This window comes from Nonomuraea sp. KM90 (genome assembly GCF_052246675.1).
Lineage (GTDB): Bacteria > Actinomycetota > Actinomycetes > Streptosporangiales > Streptosporangiaceae > Nonomuraea.
In genome coordinates this window covers 1-15,674 of the sequence record NZ_JBQQCB010000096.1, presented here as the reverse complement: position 1 = coordinate 15,674, position 15,674 = coordinate 1, and the positions used below count along the sequence as shown (strand labels likewise).

The following is a 15,674-nucleotide window of genomic DNA, read 5'->3' as shown; positions in this document are numbered from 1 at the left end:
TCAGTCGTGGGCGGACAAGCCGGACACGAAGCTCCGGGCAGTCCGGATGAGGGACTTACGGAGGGCGGCTTCGTCGAGGTCCGGTTTCTGATAGCCGGGGGCGTCGCGGGGGCCGCCGCCGACGTTCGTGCCGTCGTAGGTGAGCGTGATGAGGCGGTTGCCGGCCAGGACACGGACCTGGTCGGCGACGGCGAACGCCCTGTCCCCGAGGCCCGTGAGGCGCTTGATGGGCACATCCTTGGCGTAGATCCCGGCCTCGAAGTCGAACTCGGCCTTGAGATCCCGTCGGTAGAGGCGCCTGGCGTCGCTGACGTGGATGCGCAGTTGGCCGCAGCGAAGGGCGATGTCCCCAACTTGGATCATTCCGCTGCCGCAGTGGCCGCCTGGCTGCACGACCCCGTCGCGGATTTGCCAGGTGCAGGCAGTCTGGTCAGCATCGCCGTTGCCCCCCACTTCCGTGACGGAGGGGAAGAAGGCCGAGGTGACGTCGGTAGCGGAGATGGCCCGGCACGGTCCGCTGTCATCAGGGGCAACGGTGCTCGGGTCCTTGGCCATTTCCGCGGTGAAGACTTCGGCGATCTGGTCCGCGCCGCGGCGAAGCTCGGCTTCGGCGGGTAATTCGCCGTCACGCTCTTCACCTCGGTAGGTGATCGTGATCAGCCAGGGCCCCTGCCGGATGACCATTTCGACGTCGTGAGAGCCGGACTTACCGTTCTCGGTCACCGTCCGGCTGTACGCGGCGTCGCCGTGATCCGCTGTCATGGGTGGGGTGTATGCCCTCCAGTCCGGCGTTTCGGCCTGTTTCGCGGCGTCCGCCTTGCGCTTGTCGAACAACTGCTTGGCGTGCTCGGTCGCGGTCTGGCTGACCGTGCCGTACGCCTCGACGACGACGCTCAGCGAACGAGGGGCTCCGGGGTGCCAGTTGCACCTCCACCAGGCCACGGTGGGAGTCGCGACATTGTTGCTCCAGTTCAAATCGTCAGTGAACATGTCTTCGGGGAGCAGGGACACCCGGAGCGACTTGGGGACGGCGGCGCAGACCTGGGCCCCGGTGATGGGACGTAGCCGGTCGGCGGCGACGGTAGCGGGGGCCGGGCTTACGGCCGCCGCGGTGGGCGTGGGGGCCGCCGGGGGAGTGGCGGCGCAGCCGGCCAGGGTGGTCGCGAGCAGGAGGGTGAGGGCAGTTCGCATCGCAACTCCTTGAGGAGACGAAGGTCTTGGCTGGCGTACGACGGCTGACCGCGCGACAGAGGAATCGACGACTGAGGCCAGGTGGCCTGGGCCGTGGGTTCACGACCTCGCTGATCTTCCAGGTGCGGCTGGTCGGCCCTGCGCTCGCCAGCTACGGATACGGCACCGACACCGGGATCCGGGCCGTGGTCGTTCGCCGGTGGCCATGCTCACAACGAGGACGACATCCGCAACGTACGGCGCCGCTACCTGACCCCGCAGATCGCCACCGACATCGCGCTCGGCGCACCCCGGTCGACCCGCTGCGGCGCCTGGTCGACGCCCCCACACGGTTCTCAACAACATCCCCGGCCGCGAGACCTTCGAGCGTTGCGAAGCACCTGCCCAGAGGTCCTAGAGGTAGCGCATCAGGACTCAGCGGCGCGAGTGCACTCCTTGAAGGTGCGCACGTCGGTGGCCTTGGTGGGCGCGTCGACGTTGCAACTCTCCGCGGCCGCCGCGCTGCGGTTGGCGACGACTCAGGCGGCCGTGATGAGCGCGCTGACCGCGGCCGTACCAAACGCCTTGGGCAGGCTCTTGAACTTCACGAGATGGCTCCTCAACGTGATCGACTTCTGGACCGCCGCTGGCAGCCGACCAGGCCGGTGACAGCTCCAGCAAGGCTAGAGACCGCCGGTATGCCTTCGGTATGTCGCGCGATCCCGCCGGCGGCGAGAAAGCGCCCACGGGACCGGCCGCGCCTTCTCTGCACGGTTGTCACAAGTCCTCTGCGCAACTGGCGCCAGGATGACTCAGCCGGGGTGCCGATTGGAATCGAGCCACTCGGCGTCGTTCCAGAGAACGGGCATCGCGCCTACCGGGTCGAACCTGGCGTCAGGATCGTCGGTTTGAACCAGGCAGCACATCCGGTGGCCGAACAGCGCCGCGGTGCGCGCCTGGGTGGCGATGATGTCCAGGCTGAGCTGGGCAACGTCTGGGCAGTATGCGGCGAACTTGTCGTACCCGGTGAACACTATGACGAGGCCTGTCGCGTCTCGGCGGGCGCCATACTCGAACGTGGTGACATCGCTCAGGCAGTCATTGAGGGCGGCGGGATTTCTGCCGTAGTAGTCCGGGAACTCCAGCGCCTGCGCGATCGCCGTGTGGAGATCTTCCTCACGGGTCCACGCGGAGGCGTCCAGACGGACGACCTGGTAGCCATGGGCGAGCAGCCAGTCGATGGCCTGATCCAGCACGGCATGTCGCCAGAACAGCCGGACGAAGGAAGCGGCCATCAGGCGGAAGGCGACGTCACCGGACAGTTCGCTGTCCGGGTCGAAGGCGCTCATGCTCCTTCCGCGGCGGCGGTGGCGACGCGATCGGGGACGCGGTAGACGGTGGCGCGACCGACGGCGAACACCTCCATCAATTCGCCGCTGGAGTGCATCCGGACGAGCTCGGCCTGCTGGCGCGTGGTCAGCTCGGGTGCCGGGCCTTCGAGCCGGCTGCGAGAGCGGGCGATGGACATGCCTTCGCGAGTGCGCATCCTCGGCAGGTCGGCTTCGAACTCGGCGAAGACGGCCAGCATGTTGAAGAACATCTTCGACATCGGGTCGGCGGGATCGTAGATGCTGCCGCCCTGGGAGAGGCGGACTCCATGGGTGACAAGGGTGCCGCCGGAGCGTACAGCCGCCAGGGCTCGGTCGGTTCCGGTCAGGTCCTTGTCGAGGTAGATCCGGTCCTCGGCGACGCCGAGGGAGGCGAGGATCTCGCGCTGGGAGGTGAGGTCTTGGGCAACGGTTGAGCATCTGGCGTGGCCGATGAGTTCTCCCACCCGCCAACCGTACCGTTCAGCCCTCTGTCACCGGACGGTTTCGCGGATCACCCATGTGAGACGTGGAGAGGTGCGCTTCGTTGATCCCCGCGGCGGCGCACCCGGGTGTCCGGTGGAGGTGATCGCCGCCGCGTACGGAGCCAGTGCCGCGCCGATCGCGCCGGCCGCCGGGTGGGGCCGCGTCTATGGGGTGTCTCCCAGGCGTCCTTCGCTGCTGTGGAACAGTCCGGCGCAGGTGTGGTGGAGCTCACCAGCCGCAGGAGAGACGATGAATTCCTCGTGCAGGACGATCCAGGCGGTGAACCGTTCGGCGGAACCGTCTGCCTCACACCTGCTGGAGCCCGATCACCCCGCAGCATGTCGAGGGCCGTCGCTTCGGGGGAGCCCGCCTCGGCGGAGTACACGAGAACGGTCTGGTTACCGTCCGGGAGCAGCATGATGTCGCAGTCGAGCGAGAGTGTGCCCAGGCTGGGATGCCTGATGCTCTTGGTCGCGGCGCGCCAGGGGGAGGAGCGCCCCTCCCGCCAGAGCTCGTCGAATCGCCGGCTGCCACGGCGTGGTTCCGCGATCATCCGGATCAGGTCGGGGTCATCAGGGTAACGGGCTTGTGCGGCGCGCAGCGTGCCGACCGAGGCGCGGGCGGCCGCGTCGTCCTCGTCCGGGCCTGCGGGGTGACTTGTCGGTTTCGCCTATTCGCCCGCGCCGGGAGCCGATCGGAACACGTACCGTCCCCTGTCGAAGTCCAGCGTCCATGCGTACGCCTTGAGGAAGCCGTGCGACAGCAGGCCGTCGACGCGTACGCCGCCGAAGGACTGCCACGGCGTCGTCCGGGACCTCGCGACGGCCACGAGCGGGTCCCGCCGGGTGAGCGGGCCGAGTGACACCGGCTCGGGGCTGTCGAAGTGCGGGCGGCCGGTCAGGTGGCGCGGGACGCCCCAGGCGCGGTAGTGGCGGGGCGTGGTCAGCAGGCAGGCCTGACGTGGCGGCGCCACGGCGTCGTCCACGTAGACCAGGCCCGAGTCGATGAAGAAGGTGAGGTCGTCGCGTGGGCCGAAGCCACCACGCGCGAACATGAAGTGATCTGCCCAGAGGTAGAAGCCGAACTCCGCCGTCACGGGGCTGTCCGCGAGGAGGCGGGAGTGCTCGGTGGCGGCGTCGGGGTGGCGTCTCGGGGAGAGGATGAGGCGGTTGCGGGGGTGGTCGACGGTGGACAGGAACTGTTCCAGGACGTTGGTGCCGATGATCACCAGGTCCTGGGGGCCGACGAGGGTGGAAAGCACCTTGACCGGCACGTTGGTCAGCGACGCGGCGCCCAGGCGCAGCTCGGCGATGGTGCCGTGACGTTGCTCGGCGCGCTGCAGCCCGTGAGAGCCGGTGCCGCCCGGGGTGGTCACCACGCCTGCCTCCGCGGCGCGTCGTGGTCCCATGACGACGAACGTGCCGCCGGTGTCGAGATGCGCCAGTACGTCGACGCCGTCGATGGTCGCCGTCACGGCCGGAAGGTACGGCGCGAGCTCGTGGTCGGCGAACGGAAGCACGGTGGCGCCGTCGAGCCGCACCCCCAGCGGGCGGGTCAACCTCGGGTCGAGCACGCGCAGCGCCTGCTCGACGGCCCGCGGCCGGGCGTCATGGCGCCGCCGTACGTGCTCGACGGCCCGATCGGGACGGCCCAGGTGCAGCCAGGCCTCGACGACCGGCTCGTCCAGCGCCCTCGGCGCGCGGCCGCCCGCGGCGAGGGCGTCGTAGTGGGACAACGCCTTCTCGTAGGACTGCTTCACGCAGTGGCACAGGAAGAGCAGGTGATCCCGGGAAGGGCCGGACAGGGTCTCGGCGTAGCGCTGGCAGCCCTCCACATCGCCCTTCGACCAGGCTCGCCACGCCGGCCGTGAAGGGGCGTGCAGTAATCCACCCAGAGGGCTTCTCATTCGAGGTCCTCCTGGGGTGACTCGGCGGCGCCGAGATCCATGGCGACGGCGACGATCGTCATCAGCGGCACGACGGCATGGGGCGCGATCGCGTACTCGCCGCGCCGCGGCTGGATGAGCAGGCCCGCGCTCTGCAGGTCCTTGAGGTGGTGGTACAGGTGCCCGGTCGACGTCTCGCCGAGTGCCTCCTGCAGCTCCCTGCGCGTCCGCGGCTCCTTGAGGAGGACGGCGAGCAGGGCCAGACGCGGCCCGCTGCCGAGGCGTTCGAGCAGGGTCGCGGCCCGGGCCCAGTGCGCGTCCGCCACCTCGCCGGCCGTGTGCTCCATCGCCCACATGTAGTCGCGGTCCTCGAAGGTCACCGCGCCGCCGTACATGACCGTGCCTGGGCGGGCCTCCCCTCCGGCCCTGGACCGGATCAGATCGAGCAGGTCGAGCGGCGCGTCGGCGATGGGGCGCGGCGGGGCGTCCGCGGGCGGTGGCCGGCGGGCGGGCGCTTCCTCCAGGAGGGCGACCCGGCGCTCAAGCTCCGCGATCCGTTCTTCGAGCAGTCCCATGGGCACACTAGCTCTCGTTGTTCCGTATTTCCGGAATAACTGAACTATAACGCCCGGGAGCTGTCAGGCAATGATCCCTGAGTTCCTATGACTGTCTTCGCCTCTTAAGTGGGCGGCTCATGAGGTCGATCATCGCGACGTGGATCATGGCTTCGGAGTGGTCGGATCGGGCTTCGTAGTCCCGGGCCAGTCGGCGGTCCAGCATGAGCCAGCCGAGGGTGCGCTCCGCTACCCAGCGGCGGGGCAGCGGGGTGAAGCCCCTGGTGGCAGGGTTGCGGGTGACGACTTCGACGTCGATGCCCGCCTCGGCGGAGCCGTCGATGACGGTGGTGCGGTAGGCGCTGTCGGCCCAGGCCTTGGTGGAGGTGGGCTGAGCTGCGGCGACTGTGGCCAGGAGAGGTAATCCGGCGGCGCTGTCGGACACGCCGGCGGCGGTGACGAGTACCGCCACCAGGAGGCCGAGGGTGTCGGTGACGATGCTGCGCTTGCGTCCGGCGATCTTCTTGCCGGCGTCGTAGCCCTGACTGGTGGCCGGGACGTTGGTGGAGGTCTTGACGCTTTGGGCGTCGATCACGCCGGCGGTGGGCTCGGCGTCACGCCCTGCCTCGGTGCGCACGGAGCGGCGGAGCAGGCCGGTCTCGAAGATGCCGTCTTGCTGCCAGTCGCGGGAAGTAGGCGTAGACGGTCTGCCAGGGCGGGTACTCGTGTGGCAGATAGCGCCAGAGGATGCCGGTGCGGTTGAGGTAGAGGATGGCGTTGCAGATGGTGCGCAGGTCGTGTTCGGGCGGGCGGCCGATGTCCCGGGCGCCGGCGCGGCGTTCGGCGCGCCAGGCGGTCAGGACGGGCTGGACGAGCGCCCATCGGGCGAGATCCTTTCGATACCCTCACCGATGTCGAGAGCCACACCTGTAGCAAGATCCAGCAGTAGTCCCCGAGTTGCTCACCCGAGCAGACGTTCGTGATCGGGTTGACGATCGGCTTCACCGACGACGTCGAGCAGAGCATGGGGACTACGCGATTCACGTGCCCGGGCAAGCCTCTCAAGCTCACCCTCTTCGACTGCGATACCGGCAACTCACTTTCCCTCGTCCATTGGATGAAGTCGATCGTCCGATCCCCGATATCCGCAGGGACGGGCAAATGACATCGGGGTGTGCCGGTCAACGCCTGTCTGCAAACGGGGTTGGACTCCTGGGCGTGGGCGGCGCTTGCTCCGACCAGCGAACTTCCGAGCACGAGATAAGCCGATAATTGACTCGCCGCGTCAGCGGGAATGCCGATGTAATACCGCCATGCGCATCACCTCGGAAACGTTCACTGACGGCATCCGCGAACAGCTCTTCACCATTGGAGACATCCCTGGGGTGCTCTGGACGCCCGCCGAGGGCTCCGGTCCCCGCCCACTGGTCCTGATCGGGCATGGCGGCGGCCAGCACAAGAAGGGATGGGAGGTCGTCTCCCGGGCCTTCCCGTACGTCACCTCCTGCGGCTTCGCGGTCGCCGCGATCGACGCGCCAGGTACCGGCGACAGGCCGGAGCACCCGGAGATTCGGCGGCTGGTCGCGCTCATCCAGGAACGGGAGGCCGCGGGCGAGCCCTTCGGCCCGGCGTGGCCCGCCCTCAACGAAACCGTGGCGGCGCAGCTCATACCCGATTGGCAGACCACCCTGGACGCGCTGCAGAAGCTGGATTCCGTCGGCGACAGCCGGCCCGTCGGGTACTACGGCCTGTCCCAGGCCGGTGAGATGGGTATCCGCCTCGTCGCGGCCGAACCTCGGATCACAGCCGCCGTCCTCGGCCTCACAGGAAGCGACTGGCTCACCGAAACTGCGGCGCGGATCACGATCCCGGTCGAGTTCGTGCTGCAGTGGGACGATGAAGGCAATCCGCGGGACTCAGTCATGAAGCTGTACGACGCACTCGGCTCCGCCGAGAAAACCCTGCACGCCAACCCCGGCAGCCACTTTCGAGTTCCATCTTTCGAAATCGACAGCTCGATCCGATTCTTCGCTCGGCACCTGGGTAGCGCCGGCAGTGGCTTCTGACACCACCGGCGCCGACGGATGGCACAAGCCGAGCAAGCCGCCACCCAGGATAACTGCCGATATCGCGCTGCTGTCGCCTTCTCTGACCGCGCACATCAGCCGGTTCGGGCTCTATGCCACCGACGTGCTGCGCCTGCGTCTCGACGACTTCGATCCCGACCTGTCCGAGCTCGATTTCACCATGCTGGCCGAGGTGGCATAACGAGCCTTCCACCCAGGTACGTCCGCCCGTTGGCGAGATCCAGCCGACCTGGGGACAGACGCCCCCACCATGTCCGTCGCCTTCACCAGCGGCTACCTGGGCTTGGAGCAGATCGACCAGGTCGTGGTCGGCCAGATCTCCGGCGACGAGGCGTGGGTGACGGTCGGCTTCCTCAGTGAAGAGAGCCCCCCGCCCACTGACGCCTCGGTCGTGCACCTGGTGCGCATCGCCCACGGCGTCGACGCGCCGTGGGAGGTCGTGGGCGCCAGCGGCTCCGAGCTGAGCATCACCATCCCCGGTACGGCTCGACCGTACGCTCGCCCCTCAAGGGGGGCGGCCGCATCACCGGCGTGGACGAGAGCATCCGGGTGGCGCTGCTGCAGGCCGAGTCCCCTTGGAGTGATCAGCGGCATTCCGGCGGGCGGTCAGAAGCAGCCCTGGTCAGGACGGCTGACCTTCCGCGGCGCGCAGCGCGGACCGGCCACGATCGTCGCCTCAAACGGCGGCGGCGTTCCCCCGTGGTCCTGGACAATCTCGACCGCATCATCGATGCCCTCCAGAAGGACGACGAGCCCGCCGCGAACGAGGTGTCCGATGCTGGCTGACAACACCCACTACCTGATCATCGCAGCCAAACAGCGGCACGAGCTCACCCGTTCCAAGGCCATCCAGGCGCTGCGTGAGCTCGATCGCACCGGCGCCCCGGTCACCTTCCGAACCGTCGCCCAGCAGGCTTCGGTCTCCCGCTCCTGGCTCTACACCCAGCCCGACATCCGAGCCGAGACCGACAGGCTCCGCACTACAGCCCGGCACACCACAGAGCCGTCCGTGCCGGCTCGTCAACCCGTGCCGGCTCGTCAACGCAGCAGTGAGACGTCCCTGCAACGCCGCCTCGAAACCGCCAACAGCCGCAACCGCCAGCTCGCCGAGGAGAACTCCAGGCTCCGCCGACAACTCGCCGAAGCGCTCGGCCGCCTCCGACTGGCCGATGAACGCGAACCGGACAAGTCCGCTCCCGCACCGGCTCCCGCGAGCCGCTCTTCGGTAACGATCGGCCCCTGCCGACCAACGCTCCTCAGACCGCCTACGGCCTCGTTGCGGACATCGTCTCCAACGAGGCCGCCCTGGTCAGGGGCCCCGCAACAATCAGCGGCTCAAGATAATGCTCGCCCGTGAAACACCGCTAGTGCTTTGCCTTGTGGGCGGATGAGCGGACAACGGCGGCATCGCGGGAGGCCATCGCATCCAGGAGACCAGCGCCATGCTGATGGAGCCGACGTACGGTGAGCACGGGGGTGGCGTACAGGACGGCGCCGGCCAAAAGGATGGCGGACAGGGCGGTCACCCATCCCGAGCCGCCGGAGACCGCGCCGATGACACCGGGCAGGACAGCAGCCGGCAGGACCACAGGGAAGATCGTCATCTGTCCGCCGGTCGGATCGCCCGCCTGCTGGCCCGGGTAGATGCGATCGCGAGCGTCGGTGCCCACGGCCGGCATCAGGAGCGCGAGCAGGGGTGCCAGGGCGCAGGCAGTCGCGGCCGCGGCGATGGCGCCGCCAACGGCGGCTGCTCCCAAGGGTGAGCCGGTCGCGGCCCACAACGCGGCCGCCAGCACAATGGACGGGACGCCGAACAGCAACGCCCAGGCCGCCATCCGCCCGCGCACGTCGGCTCTGAGAGCGCCCGGTGTGGTGAGAAGCTGCCACAGGGCCGTGCCGTCCAGGGCGTAGGTGTTGATGGCGACCATCGCGCCGAACACCGCCGCCGCGGGACCCGCCAAGGGCACCGCCCAGCTCCAGCCGGTGAGCGCGATGATGAGCGCCATCAGCAGCGGGGTCAACCAGGCGCTGCGCAGCTCCACGCCGCGCGCCGGGTCGCGCAGCCAGGTGGCCAGCTCTCGCCAGACGACCGCCGACACCTGCGGGGTGGTGAAGGGCAACGGTAGTGCACGTCCTGGTATGGCCGGCCGTCGCGGTGCCGCTCGGCGAGATGGCCGGCGCAGGGCGCGAGCCGTCAGCGCGATCCAGCCCAGCTGCAGCAGGGCTCCCGCGGCCAGCAGGGCGGCCAACGGCAGCATGGCCGCGCCCAAACCGGCGCCGTCGCGGGCGGCGAGTGCCGCGCCGTAGCCCCAGCCGGTGGGCAGAGCGGCGAGCACGTCGATCACCGGCGCGGGCAGGTGCCCGAGGGTGGGCGTGACGAGCGCGGTGTCCCCCTCGCCGAGACGCGGCAGCAGCCACGCGGCGATCGGAACCCATCCGGCGAACGACAAAGCGAGCATGATCGCGGTTTGTGTGGCTGCCATGGTCATCCCGGCCCGGGTCTGCAGCAGCCAGGCTGCCAGCGCCGCCACCGTCTTGCCCGCCCAGATGAGCACGTACAGCTGGGCCACCACCGCCCCGGCCGCGATCGCCACTGCCGCGGGGCCGCCCGGTGCGGCCAGTACCACCAGGGACGACAGGCTCACCAGCGTGATCAGCGGGCCGACGCCCAGCAGTTCGGTCCACGACAGCGCCCGCGCCAGCCGCCACGACCGCAGCGGATAGCCGCGTAACCACTCGCGTGAGATGACCGATGGATCGTGGCGAGGCTGGGCCAGAGGTCCGAACACCCACATGCCACCCCACACAGTGAGCGCCACCGCGATCCAGCCCTCGTGGATCATGCGGGGAGCCAGCGTCGAGCCCGCGATCACCAGGGCGGCCAGGACCAAGCCCGTGACCAGACTGAAGGCGCGCTCGTTGTGCGGGCCGTTACGGAACAGGCGCAGCTTGAGCGCGACCAGGGTGCCCGTCATCGCAGCCACTCCAGCGGACGCACCGGGTCGGCGCCCACCAGCTCGATGAACCGCTCGTTCAGCGTCGAGCCCGCGGCCACCTCCTCCACCGGCCCTTCGACCAGCACCCGTCCACCGGCCACCACCGCCACCCGGCGGCAGTTGCGTTCGACGAAGTCCATGATGTGGCTCGACAGGACCACGGTGCCGCCGGCGTCGACGTACTGCTTGAGCACCTGCTCGATGGAGTGGGCCGAGACCGGGTCGATGGCTTCGAACGGTTCGTCCAGCACCAGGACGCGGGGCCGGTGCAGCAGCGCCAGCGCGAGATTGATCTTCTTGCGCATGCCGGTGGAGTACTCCACGATCAGCGTGCGCGGGACCGCGTCCAGCCGGAGGATCTCCAGCAGGTCACTCGCGCGTGCCTGCCAGCCGTCGTCCAGGCCGCGCAGCCCGGCGCTGTAACGCAGGACCTCGGTGGCGGTCAGCCGCTCGGGCAGGGACAACCCGTCCATCATGACGCCCAGCTGGGCGAGCGCGGCCTCCCGGTCGGTTCGCAGGTCATGGCCGGCGACCTTGATCGTCCCAGATGTCGGCTCTCGTAGCCCGCACACGGCCGTCAAGGTGGTGGTCTTGCCGGCCCCGTTCGGGCCGACGATGCCATAGAACATCCCCGGCGGAACGCTCAGGCTGAGCCGATCGACGGCAAGCACGGATCCGAATCGCTGGGTGAGGTCCGCCACCTCGATGGCGGGGACGGAGAAATCGGGCACGGCCTTCTTTCCTGAACGTTGAGTGAGCGGGTTCTTCGTCGCAAGCACTGGAACGGCACGCGCCGTGCCGAGAGCGGACGCGGTCATTTTGGGCGGCTATCGGCAAACCTGTCAACACGGTACGTGCCGTGCCGATAAGATGATGTCGTGACCATCAGCCACCACGATCGAGCCGCCACACGCACCAAAGCGATCATGCAGGCCACGCTTGCCCTGGCTCAGGAGACCGGCTATGCCAAGCTCAGCATCGAGGCGGTCGCGGCCCGCGCCGGCGCGGGCAAGCACACGATCTACCGCCGCTGGCCCTCAAAGGGTCTGCTGTTTCTCGACTCGCTGCTGTCGCTGAACGAGCCCGTCCTCGACTATCCCGACACCGGCGACGTCCTGGCCGACCTGCGCCGGCAGATCTACGCGGCGGTGGACCTGCTGGCCAATCCACCCTGGGGCCCGCTCTACCAGGCACTGGTGGCCGAGGTTCAGCACGACCCCGCGGTCGCCGCCGGCTTCAACGAACGCTTCATCCGCCCACAGACCGACAAGACCATTACCCGTCTCAAGACGGCCCAAGACCAGGGGCAGCTTTCGCCCGACTTCGACCTCGACCTGGCCATGGCGATCCTGTCCGGACCTCTGTACTTCCGGCTCCTGATCACTCAGGAGCCCATGACCCATGATTACGTCGATCGCGTCCTCCAGGCCCTCTTCGCCGGCATGAGCCCGAGGCATTGAACTGGAAAGACGCTCCTGCCGCGCGTAGCCGAGTTTCTGCTGTGCAACCGCCCTCTTATCGCAAGCCGCCGAACCCCGGAGTGGCAACCCGCCGTAGCCCGGGGAGTCCCGAGCCAACGTGAGCGGGCGCAAACGTCCCGCAAGCCGATACACAAGTTGAATTCATAGAGTCGGTCATGGAGGTCGGTGACGGCGAAGTTGGCTAAGGCCCGGCGGAGTAGTGACCAGACGCCCTCGGTGGGATTGAGTTCGGGGGCGTCGGCTGGGGAGTTGGACGATGCGCAGCCAGTCGGCGAGTTGGCCGGCCAGGTGCACGTTCAGGTTGTCCCAGCACCACACCGGCGGTGCGCCCAGATGCTGGTGAACGGCCACGATCAGGTCCCGGTAGTCCATCCAGGAGAACGTCTTGGGCTCGCCCTTGCGACCGTGGTAGATGTGCAGGCGATAGAACAGGTGCGGTCGCTCGCTGTCGCGGTAGCAGACGACGCCGGCCATGTTGATGCGGCTGGAGCCTCTGCCGCGGACCGTCACCACCGGCCGGGCGCCGACCGGCGCCCAGGTCCGCCGCGGTGCTTTTACCGCGGGCCACACCTCGGCCTTCCACAGCGCGATGGCCTCCTCGTCCCGCTCCAGGGCGCGCCGGGCCGGCATCTGTACCGACCAGCCGTGGCGATGGAGCAGCTTGCCCACGCCCTCGATGGTGTAGCCGATGTGGAACAGCCGCCCGATCAGCGTCTTGACCCGGTCCAGCGTCCAGCACTGGTCCTCCACATAGCCCCAGGCCGGCGGCCCGCGCCGGAGCTCGGCGTCCAGCCGCGCCCACTGCCTGGTCGACTCTCCGGCCTCGAACCACTCGGCCGCCTGCAGCCGCACACGCTCCCGCCGTTCCTGCTCAGCGGGCGTGCATCCACCTCTTTGCCCGTACCGCATGCTCCGGTCGTCACCCAACGCGATGTCCCAGCGTGATACGAGGACGGCTGTGCACAGGACTTGGAACATTCGTGCAGGCGGCTCCGGAAAACGACAACGGCCGACGAAATCCTCAAAAGCCTCGCTGACTACCTCACCAAGATCAATCCGCCGACCACCAAAAACCAGTCTGATATTCAAGTGTGAAATTACAGGCGCATGACACTAGCCCTCGGTGCCGTCACCGGCTGGTGCCCCCGCTGACCGGTTCGAGCACGAAGATCGGGATCTGTCGGTCGGTCTTGCGCTGGTAGTCGGCATAGTCCGGGTACGCGTCCACCGCCCGGCGCCACCAGAGGGCCTTCTCGTCCCCGAACACCTCGCGCGCCCGGTACTCCCGGATCACCGCGCCGTCCTGAAGCTCGATGACCGGCTCGGCGACCAGGCTGGCGTACCACTGCGGGTTGGTCGGCGCGCCACCCTTGGACGCGACAGCCGCGTAGTACCCCTCGTGCTCGACACGCATCAGCGGCGTCTTGCGAACCTTGCCGCTCTTGGCGCCCCGGTAGGTCATCAGCACGGTGGGCAGGCCACTGATCGTGACGCCGTCGGTTGTGCCGGTGCGCACGATCTGCTCGACGTGCTCGCGGACCCACCCCGACGCGCTCGGTTCGTAATCGCCAGTCAACGCCATGTCCTGATCAACGTGCCCGGCCCGTCGCGATTGCGCGACTGGATCGTGCCGGCGGCCGTGTGGTTGGCGGGGGCGCCTGGTATCCACGTTGCCGGTCAAGGTTGTGAGGATGCCGGGGAGTTCGGCCACCGTTTCGGCGGGCAGGCCGGCCACGGTCTCCTCCGCCAGAGCGCACCATAGCTGCTTGACCTGGTCGGCTAGAGCTTTGCCGCTGTCGGTGAGTTCGACGATGCTGGCGCGCTTGTCGGAGGGGGCGGGTGTGCGGCGGATGTGGCCGGTGGCTTCGAGCTTGCGGGTCATGAGCGTGACGCTGGGCGGCTCGCAACCGAGCGCCTCGCTGAGCTGGGCCTGGATCATCGGGCCGGTCCGGGCGAGCTCGAGCAAAAGCGCCTCCTGTCCGGGGTGCAGGCCGAGCGGGGCCAGCAGCGCCGCGGCCCTGGCCCGGTGGCGCAGACTCAACAGGCGGATGGCCTGGTTGAGGGCGTCGGCTTGCTCGAAGTCCATGGACTCTCCTTGACAGATTAGTTACGCGAATAACTATTATGCGGATAACCAATCTTACTCGACATCGAGGAGCCGGACATGACCGTGAAGGTCTCCGTCATCTACTACAGCGCGACAGGCAGCGTGCACGCGCTCGCGCAGGCCGTCGCCGAGGGCGCCGCCTCGGCCGGGGCCGAGGTGCGGCTGCGGCGGGTCGCCGAGCTGGCACCCGACAGCGCGATCGACCAGAACCCGCAGTGGCGGCGGCACACCGACGCCACCACGTCGATCGCCCAGGCCTCGATTGAGGACCTGGCGTGGGCCGACGCGTTCGCGTTCGGGACGCCGACCCGGTTCGGCGCGCCAGCCGCGCAGCTCAAGCACTTCATCGACCAGACCGGCGGGCTGTGGCAGGAAGGGAAACTGGCCGACAAACCGGTGACGGCCTTCACCTCGGCTTTCAACCGGCACGGCGGCAGCGAGGCCACGATCTTGTCGCTGGGCAACGTCTTCTACCACTGGGGGGCGCTGATCGTCCCGCCCGGATTCACCGATCCGGCCGTGTACGCCGCCGGTGGCAACCCCTACGGCACGTCGCATGTGACCGGCCCGACCGGAGAAGGCCCGGACACCGCAGTGCTGGAAGCGGCCAGGTACCAGGGGCAGCGGTTGGCCCAGATCACAATCCGGCTGCTGGGAAGCGGGCGCGTCACCGATGCCGCCGCGGACGACGGGAACGCCCGCGAAGCCCTGGCCGCTACGGCCTCCCGGACCGCGTGAGCGGCAGGTTGGCCGGGAGGAAGTCATGACAACCAGCATCGAGACGCAGCGGGCCACGCCGCACACCGGGCCCGCCTGGTTGGTTCTGGCGTTAGCGTGCGCCTGCCAGTTCATGGTGATCCTGGATTCGTCCATCGTGAACGTGGCCCTGCCCTCGGTCCGCGAGGACCTCGGCTTTACACCCACCGGCCTGGCCTGGGTGGTGAACGGCTACCTGCTCACCTTCGCCGGCTTGATGCTGCTGGGCGGCCGCGCCGCCGACCTGTACGGCCCGCGCCGGATGCTGGCCGCCGGGCTGTTGTTGTTCTCCGCCTCGAGTCTGGTCGGCGGCCTGGCAACCGCTCCGGAGGTCCTGGTGGCGGCCCGCCTCGCGCAGGGCATGGGAGCCGCCATGATGGCCCCGGCGACGCTGGCCGTGATCAACACCTCCTTCACCGAGCCGAACGCGCGTGCCAAGGCGTTCGGTGCATGGTCCGCCGCGGGCGGTGTGGGCGGGCTGGCCGGCGCGATCGCGGGCGGCGCCATCACCACTGGCCTGTCGTGGCGGTGGGTCTTCCTCATCAACGTGCCCATCGGCGCGGTGCTGATCGTCGCGGCCATGATGTCGCTGGCCGGCACGCGAAGCAGCCGGCGGGAATCGCTCGACCTCGCGGGCGCGGTCACGGGGACGGCGGGGCTGGCCGCGGTGATCTACGGGGTCATGCAGAGCGCCGATCACGGCTGGTCGTCCGGGCTGGTCATCGGGCCAGTAGTGGCGGGCCTGCTCCTGCTCGTCGCCTTCACTATGGTGGAGGCGCGCTTCG

At 68.8% G+C, this 15,674-nt stretch carries 18 protein-coding genes and 1 pseudogene; 8 read left to right on the top strand and 11 right to left on the bottom strand.

The annotated features are described in order from the left end of the window. Positions 1-1,191, bottom strand: a complete 1,191-nt coding sequence (locus tag ACTWPW_RS47925; protein WP_443172712.1) for a hypothetical protein — start codon at positions 1,189-1,191, stop codon at positions 1-3. A 435-nt stretch (positions 1,192-1,626) separates the two neighbouring features. On the opposite strand from ACTWPW_RS47925, the gene ACTWPW_RS47920 reads away from it, so the two are divergent. Continuing rightward, entirely contained in the window at positions 1,627-1,839 is a 213-nt protein-coding gene (locus ACTWPW_RS47920; RefSeq protein WP_375117208.1) for a hypothetical protein, read from the top strand. A gap of 143 nt (positions 1,840-1,982) precedes the next feature. Here the strand turns inward: ACTWPW_RS47920 and ACTWPW_RS47915 are convergent, their stop codons facing one another. From ACTWPW_RS47915 to ACTWPW_RS47890, 6 genes and pseudogenes are all read right to left on the bottom strand, one after another. Continuing rightward, positions 1,983-2,519 (bottom strand): barstar family protein, encoded by a 537-nt coding sequence (locus tag ACTWPW_RS47915; protein WP_443172711.1) that lies wholly within the window; start codon positions 2,517-2,519, stop codon positions 1,983-1,985. Continuing rightward, positions 2,516-3,004 (bottom strand): recombinase family protein, encoded by a 489-nt coding sequence (locus ACTWPW_RS47910; protein WP_443172710.1) that lies wholly within the window; start codon positions 3,002-3,004, stop codon positions 2,516-2,518. The genes ACTWPW_RS47915 and ACTWPW_RS47910 overlap by 4 nt, the downstream gene beginning before the upstream one ends. Positions 3,005-3,051: 47 nt before the next feature. After that, complete coding sequence (locus ACTWPW_RS47905; RefSeq protein WP_443172732.1) at positions 3,052-3,624, bottom strand: MmyB family transcriptional regulator; 573 nt, start codon at positions 3,622-3,624, stop codon at positions 3,052-3,054. A gap of 69 nt (positions 3,625-3,693) precedes the next feature. Continuing rightward, a complete protein-coding gene (locus tag ACTWPW_RS47900; protein WP_443172709.1) occupies positions 3,694-4,929 on the bottom strand; it encodes a retropepsin-like aspartic protease in 1,236 nt (411 codons plus the stop codon). Beyond that, positions 4,926-5,483 (bottom strand): hypothetical protein, encoded by a 558-nt coding sequence (locus ACTWPW_RS47895; RefSeq protein ID WP_443172708.1) that lies wholly within the window; start codon positions 5,481-5,483, stop codon positions 4,926-4,928. Before ACTWPW_RS47895 ends, ACTWPW_RS47900 begins: the two co-directional genes overlap by 4 nt. 85 nt (positions 5,484-5,568) lie before the next feature. Next, positions 5,569-6,322: pseudogene (locus ACTWPW_RS47890) on the bottom strand (IS5 family transposase). Between the two features lie 453 nt (positions 6,323-6,775). On the opposite strand from ACTWPW_RS47890, the gene ACTWPW_RS47885 reads away from it, so the two are divergent. From ACTWPW_RS47885 to ACTWPW_RS47870, 4 genes are all read left to right on the top strand, one after another. Beyond that, positions 6,776-7,528 carry an alpha/beta hydrolase gene (locus ACTWPW_RS47885; RefSeq protein ID WP_375117214.1) on the top strand — a complete coding sequence of 251 codons (753 nt, stop codon included), beginning with the start codon at positions 6,776-6,778 and terminating at the stop codon, positions 7,526-7,528. Beyond that, entirely contained in the window at positions 7,518-7,730 is a 213-nt protein-coding gene (locus tag ACTWPW_RS47880) for a hypothetical protein (RefSeq protein ID WP_443172707.1), read from the top strand. Before ACTWPW_RS47885 ends, ACTWPW_RS47880 begins: the two co-directional genes overlap by 11 nt. A 350-nt stretch (positions 7,731-8,080) precedes the next feature. Next, positions 8,081-8,335, top strand: coding sequence for a hypothetical protein (locus ACTWPW_RS47875; RefSeq protein WP_443172734.1), 255 nt, complete (start codon positions 8,081-8,083; stop codon positions 8,333-8,335). Beyond that, positions 8,280-8,906 (top strand): DUF6262 family protein, encoded by a 627-nt coding sequence (locus tag ACTWPW_RS47870; RefSeq protein ID WP_443172731.1) that lies wholly within the window; start codon positions 8,280-8,282, stop codon positions 8,904-8,906. The genes ACTWPW_RS47875 and ACTWPW_RS47870 overlap by 56 nt, the downstream gene beginning before the upstream one ends. Before the next feature lie 7 nt (positions 8,907-8,913). On the opposite strand, the gene ACTWPW_RS47865 is transcribed toward ACTWPW_RS47870, so the two are convergent. Continuing rightward, the gene (locus tag ACTWPW_RS47865) at positions 8,914-10,524 is read right to left on the bottom strand and encodes a hypothetical protein (RefSeq protein ID WP_443172706.1); all 1,611 of its coding nucleotides are present in this window, start codon (positions 10,522-10,524) and stop codon (positions 8,914-8,916) included. Next, the gene (locus ACTWPW_RS47860; RefSeq protein ID WP_443172705.1) at positions 10,521-11,276 is read right to left on the bottom strand and encodes an ABC transporter ATP-binding protein; all 756 of its coding nucleotides are present in this window, start codon (positions 11,274-11,276) and stop codon (positions 10,521-10,523) included. Before ACTWPW_RS47860 ends, ACTWPW_RS47865 begins: the two co-directional genes overlap by 4 nt. Positions 11,277-11,423: 147 nt before the next feature. On the opposite strand from ACTWPW_RS47860, the gene ACTWPW_RS47855 reads away from it, so the two are divergent. Beyond that, positions 11,424-12,005 carry a TetR/AcrR family transcriptional regulator gene (locus tag ACTWPW_RS47855; RefSeq protein ID WP_443172704.1) on the top strand — a complete coding sequence of 194 codons (582 nt, stop codon included), beginning with the start codon at positions 11,424-11,426 and terminating at the stop codon, positions 12,003-12,005. 174 nt (positions 12,006-12,179) lie between these two features. On the opposite strand, the gene ACTWPW_RS47850 is transcribed toward ACTWPW_RS47855, so the two are convergent. Then, positions 12,180-13,115 (bottom strand): winged helix-turn-helix domain-containing protein, encoded by a 936-nt coding sequence (locus ACTWPW_RS47850; protein ID WP_443172703.1) that lies wholly within the window; start codon positions 13,113-13,115, stop codon positions 12,180-12,182. A 40-nt stretch (positions 13,116-13,155) separates the two neighbouring features. After that, positions 13,156-14,112, bottom strand: a complete 957-nt coding sequence (locus ACTWPW_RS47845) for a nitroreductase/quinone reductase family protein (protein WP_443172702.1) — start codon at positions 14,110-14,112, stop codon at positions 13,156-13,158. Between the two features lie 78 nt (positions 14,113-14,190). Between ACTWPW_RS47845 and wrbA the strand changes: the two genes are divergently transcribed. Together wrbA and ACTWPW_RS47835 are read left to right on the top strand one after the other, a co-directional pair. Then, positions 14,191-14,871 (top strand): NAD(P)H:quinone oxidoreductase, encoded by a 681-nt coding sequence (gene wrbA / locus ACTWPW_RS47840; RefSeq protein ID WP_375119186.1) that lies wholly within the window; start codon positions 14,191-14,193, stop codon positions 14,869-14,871. A gap of 25 nt (positions 14,872-14,896) precedes the next feature. Then, positions 14,897-15,674 (top strand): MFS transporter (locus ACTWPW_RS47835; protein WP_443172701.1); only part of this gene is annotated, 778 nt, incomplete at its 3' end.

Bases quoted from the DNA above. Each gene is read 5' to 3' on its own strand.
- ACTWPW_RS47925 (WP_443172712.1), bottom strand. From the start codon at position 1,191: ATGCGAACTGCCCTCACCCTCCTGCTCGCGACCACCCTGGCCGGCTGC.
- ACTWPW_RS47915 (WP_443172711.1), bottom strand. From the start codon at position 2,519: ATGAGCGCCTTCGACCCGGACAGCGAACTGTCCGGTGACGTCGCCTTC.
- ACTWPW_RS47900 (WP_443172709.1), bottom strand. From the start codon at position 4,929: ATGAGAAGCCCTCTGGGTGGATTACTGCACGCCCCTTCACGGCCGGCG.
- ACTWPW_RS47895 (WP_443172708.1), bottom strand. From the start codon at position 5,483: ATGGGACTGCTCGAAGAACGGATCGCGGAGCTTGAGCGCCGGGTCGCC.
- ACTWPW_RS47885 (WP_375117214.1), top strand. From the start codon at position 6,776: ATGCGCATCACCTCGGAAACGTTCACTGACGGCATCCGCGAACAGCTC.
- ACTWPW_RS47870 (WP_443172731.1), top strand. From the start codon at position 8,280: ATGCCCTCCAGAAGGACGACGAGCCCGCCGCGAACGAGGTGTCCGATG.
- ACTWPW_RS47865 (WP_443172706.1), bottom strand. From the start codon at position 10,524: ATGACGGGCACCCTGGTCGCGCTCAAGCTGCGCCTGTTCCGTAACGGC.
- ACTWPW_RS47845 (WP_443172702.1), bottom strand. From the start codon at position 14,112: ATGGACTTCGAGCAAGCCGACGCCCTCAACCAGGCCATCCGCCTGTTG.
- wrbA (WP_375119186.1), top strand. From the start codon at position 14,191: ATGACCGTGAAGGTCTCCGTCATCTACTACAGCGCGACAGGCAGCGTG.